The following is a 3,927-nucleotide window of genomic DNA, read 5'->3' on the forward strand; positions in this document are numbered from 1 at the left end:
CCGGCGGCCGATCTGCGCGCGTAGCGCCGGGAGCTGCGCCAGCTCGTCAACCGCTCTGGCGATACGCCAGCACAGCGCGCTGCCGGCTACCGCGCGCGCCCGTTCGAGGCTGGCATAAAACAGGGCTAGCCGCTCGTCAACCAGCGCCCCTCCCGCCCGACACTCCGCTGTATACAGCAAGCCGCCCGAGCAAAGATAGATATTCGACGCCCCGCGCTCACACTGCAGCATATGCACCAGCGCGCTGAGCTGGCTGGCCAGTTCCCCCAGTTGGCTAAGCTGCTGAAGCTGTTGTTTTTGCAGGCGACGCGCCAGCTGCAGCCAGGCCGTCGCATCGTGCGCATGACCAGTCGTATTATTCATACCCCTCCTCCGGGTTAACGCTTTATACTGCCTAAAGCAATAACCGTGCCTTTAAGAAGGAGTTTGTATGCAACGTATTGTGATCATCGCCAACGGCGCCGCCTACGGCAGCGAATCCCTGTTCAACAGCCTGCGCCTGGCCATTGCCCTGCGCGAGCAGCAGTCCGACCTCGATCTCAAGCTGTTTCTGATGTCCGACGCCGTCACCGCCGGGCTGCGGGGGCAGAAGCCGGCAGAAGGGTATAATGTGCAGCAGATGCTGGAGATCCTCACCGCCCAGCAGGTTCCCGTGAAGCTGTGTAAAACCTGCGCGGACGGCCGCGGGGTCAGCGCACTGCCGCTGGTTGACGGCGTGGAGGTTGGCACTCTCGTTGAGCTGGCCCAGTGGACCCTGGCGGCAGATAAAGTGCTGACCTTCTGAATCTGGGGCGCCAAACGGCAGGAAATATCAGGTTTCGCCGCCTGCAGAGGTAAAAAAAACGTTAGCTGAATGCTTTCAGGAACAACGTCATTTTTGTTTAATCTTTATCCCTTTTTTTGATCAAAATCAGCATCCCGACCCGCGCCGTTTGGTGTGATGCACAGAGCAAAGTGTGAACAATATCACGCGAGGACTGGGTGGGCAGGATGCTGTAGCGGGACAGAAACGGGGTATAAAATGGCGATGGTTAAAGCAAGTTTGACGTTATTTGGTGGTGACACGCTGGTGGTGCGGTGCTCAGAGCGCTGCCATATTCATCTGATGAGCGCGAAGGTCCCGGGCGACAGTCATGCGGATATTCTGAGCGTGCAGGATCGGGACAGCGCCTATCTGACGGTGCCCTACAGCGGCACCTGGAACGTGCTTATCGACAGTCACAGCCAGTCGCTGGAGCACTCCATCAGCTACGTGCCGGCCTGACCGTCACTGCCAGAACACACGCCCGGTCATGCCGGGCGTGGGATTCATGACAAACCTCATGCAATCATTGTACTTGCAGATTGCACCAGAAAAATAACAAGGAAAATCAATTTATTGATTTTCGGCTGATAACCACCAGTAAGGAAAAACCACGCTTTTTCCTTACTGGTCAGCAATCGGACGCCCGGTCATGCCGGGCGTTTTCTTTTGCGCGCGCTCAGGCCAGGCCCGGCGTCGGACTCTCGCCCAACAGCGCGCGGACGCTGGCCACCAGGTCATCGAGACTGGCATCGTGCATGCCCAGCTTGCGCAGCGCCTGCTCAAGCGAAAACAGATACTGGGCGTTGGTGCCGAGCGGCCCGCTGGCCCGGGCGATCAGCGGGGCGATAACCTGGGCACTGGTATCCGGTTCAAACAGTGGATGGCGCGGATCCATAATAAACACCAGGGCATTCACCGTCCGTCCGTCGTCCAGCTCCAGCTTGCACCAGGTGGGCAGATAGCAGCCGGTGATCATCTCCCGCTTCCACAGCAGGGTCAGCTCCTCCTCCAGCGTGTCGTCAGGCAGACGATAGGCGACGCCGGTGGTTCGGCCGCCCTCTTTGAGAGCCAGCATGCGTCCCGGCTGGCAGGCACTACCGCGCCCGGCGGTCAACCGCAGGCAAAACGCGCGGTGCCAGCCCGGCAGCGTGCCGGTGCAGGACTCGCGATAATTGAGCGCCGGGTTCCAGATAAGCGAACCGTAGCCAAAGATCCATACTGAGCCATCATCCGGGCGGCAGGCCAGCGTCGCCGCCAGCGAGGCTGCACGTTGTTCTGCCGACCAGAGTAGCGATTCCTCAATAGCGCCAAACGCTGTCTTACAATCCGCATTCATTAAGAAATCACGAGTTAACACTGTTTACTACCTCCGCCACTGCCCGCTTCCCGGCGTTCGTCTCATGCATCCGTCAATATTGCTGAAATATTATCCAGCTTTATCTTTCAATAAGCAATCAGCGGGGCGCTGGCAAGCGAAAAAGCGGCGTCAGCGATTATTTTTTCTTATGCCACTTATCATCATCGCCTTTCTCATAGCTGTTCTTCACCGCCGCCCAGGCGACTTTGTGCGCCGTCTCTTCGCGGCTGGCGTCATCGCGCCGCTCGTCTTTATCTTTATATTGATCCCAGGCGCTGTTAAACGCTTCTTTATAAATTTCCTGCGCATGGGCAGGCAGTACATGCTGAACGCTGTCGGGGAGTTCTTGTTTACTGCGATAGGGCATACTGACCTCCTGTTTGAGCATTAAGTTTAAGTCTGGTACGCAGTCGGCTGGCTATCAAGGTCAAAATGAGTAGAAAAATTATTTTAGTAATTATCTGAATAATAAGAACTAAATATAAGTAAACATAAATTATAATAAACTAATCAAGATATCCCTCGATACCCGTAAATTTAAGTAAAAAACCAGCGGTAATTTAGCAAGATCTGTTACTTTACCGCCCTACGTTTTTATAATTATAACACCTGCATAAATGGAGATGGTTCATGACCCATGCACATGAGGCGGTAAAAACCCGCCATAAGGAGTCTTCCCTCGTCTTTCCGGTGCTGGCGCTGGCGGTGCTGTTTTTCTGGGGCAGCAGCCAGTCACTGCCAGTGGTCATCGCGATCAATATCCTCGCGCTGGTCGGCATTTTGAGCAGCGCCTTCAGCGTGGTCCGCCACGCCGACGTCCTCGCCCACCGCCTGGGCGAACCCTATGGCTCCCTGATTTTAAGCCTGTCGGTGGTTATCCTTGAGGTCAGTTTGATCTCTGCCTTAATGGCCACCGGCGACGCCGCGCCGACCTTGATGCGGGATACCCTCTACTCCATTATTATGATCGTCACCGGCGGTCTGGTCGGTTTCTCTCTGCTGCTGGGCGGGCGTAAATTCGCCACCCAATATATGAATCTGTTCGGCATTAAGCAGTATCTTATCGCCCTGTTTCCGCTAGCGATTATCGTGCTGGTCTTTCCGATGGCGCTGCCGGGCGCGAACTTCAGCACCGGGCAATCGCTGCTGGTGGCGGTAATTTCGGCGGCCATGTACGGCGTTTTCCTGCTTATTCAGACCAAAACCCATCAGAGCCTGTTTGTTTATGAGCATGAAGACGACAGCGACGATGACGACCCGCACCACGGTAAACCGTCCGCCCACAGCAGCGGGTGGCATACCGCCTGGCTGCTGGTGCACCTGGTGGCAGTGATCGCGGTTACCAAAATGAACGCTAACCCGCTGGAAACGCTGTTGACCAGCATGAATGCCCCGGTGGCCTTTACAGGCTTCCTGGTGGCTCTGCTGATCCTGTCGCCGGAAGGCCTTGGCGCCCTGAAAGCGGTGCTCAACAATCAGGTTCAGCGGGCGATGAATCTGTTTTTCGGCTCCGTGCTGGCCACCATATCGCTGACGGTCCCGGTGGTCACCCTCATCGCCTTCCTGACCGGCAATGAGCTGCGCTTTGGCCTTGGCGCCCCGGAGATGGTGGTGATGGTCGCCTCGCTGGTGCTGTGCCATATCTCCTTCTCCACCGGACGCACCAATGTGCTGAACGGCGCGGCCCACATGGCGCTGTTCGCCGCCTATCTGATGACCATTTTCGCCTGACCCCGCTTTCCCACCCGGCGGAGTCCGGGCGAGA

Annotated in this window: 6 protein-coding genes; 3 read left to right on the forward strand and 3 right to left on the reverse strand. The window is 56.8% G+C overall.

Translation table 11 applies throughout. The features are described from left to right. The coding region (locus tag HMPREF9538_RS30305; protein WP_009485735.1) for a nitrate- and nitrite sensing domain-containing protein at positions 1 to 363 on the reverse strand (363 nt) is incomplete at its 3' end. Positions 364 to 430: 67 nt separating this feature from the next. Between HMPREF9538_RS30305 and HMPREF9538_RS08125 the strand changes: the two genes are divergently transcribed. Continuing rightward, positions 431 to 784, forward strand: a complete 354-nt coding sequence (locus tag HMPREF9538_RS08125; RefSeq protein WP_002910380.1) for a DsrE/DsrF/TusD sulfur relay family protein — start codon at positions 431 to 433, stop codon at positions 782 to 784. A 237-nt stretch (positions 785 to 1,021) separates the two neighbouring features. Then, entirely contained in the window at positions 1,022 to 1,264 is a 243-nt protein-coding gene (locus tag HMPREF9538_RS08120; protein WP_002910387.1) for a DUF1883 domain-containing protein, read from the forward strand. Between the two features lie 217 nt (positions 1,265 to 1,481). On the opposite strand, the gene HMPREF9538_RS08115 is transcribed toward HMPREF9538_RS08120, so the two are convergent. Further along, the gene (locus tag HMPREF9538_RS08115) at positions 1,482 to 2,162 is read right to left on the reverse strand and encodes a gamma-glutamylcyclotransferase (protein WP_004152258.1); all 681 of its coding nucleotides are present in this window, start codon (positions 2,160 to 2,162) and stop codon (positions 1,482 to 1,484) included. A 136-nt stretch (positions 2,163 to 2,298) separates the two neighbouring features. After that, a complete protein-coding gene (chaB, locus tag HMPREF9538_RS08110) occupies positions 2,299 to 2,529 on the reverse strand; it encodes a putative cation transport regulator ChaB (RefSeq protein WP_002910389.1) in 231 nt (76 codons plus the stop codon). A 263-nt stretch (positions 2,530 to 2,792) separates the two neighbouring features. On the opposite strand from chaB, the gene chaA reads away from it, so the two are divergent. Continuing rightward, positions 2,793 to 3,893, forward strand: coding sequence for a sodium-potassium/proton antiporter ChaA (chaA, locus tag HMPREF9538_RS08105; RefSeq protein ID WP_002910392.1), 1,101 nt, complete (start codon positions 2,793 to 2,795; stop codon positions 3,891 to 3,893). Positions 3,894 to 3,927: the final 34 nt, after the last annotated feature.

This window comes from Klebsiella sp. MS 92-3 (assembly GCF_000195655.1).
Taxonomy (GTDB): Bacteria; Pseudomonadota; Gammaproteobacteria; order Enterobacterales; family Enterobacteriaceae; genus Klebsiella; species Klebsiella pneumoniae.

Bases quoted from the DNA above. Each gene is read 5' to 3' on its own strand.
- HMPREF9538_RS08125 (WP_002910380.1), top strand. From the start codon at position 431: ATGCAACGTATTGTGATCATCGCCAACGGCGCCGCCTACGGCAGCGAA.
- chaA (WP_002910392.1), top strand. From the start codon at position 2,793: ATGACCCATGCACATGAGGCGGTAAAAACCCGCCATAAGGAGTCTTCC.
- HMPREF9538_RS08120 (WP_002910387.1), top strand. From the start codon at position 1,022: ATGGCGATGGTTAAAGCAAGTTTGACGTTATTTGGTGGTGACACGCTG.
- chaB (WP_002910389.1), bottom strand. From the start codon at position 2,529: ATGCCCTATCGCAGTAAACAAGAACTCCCCGACAGCGTTCAGCATGTA.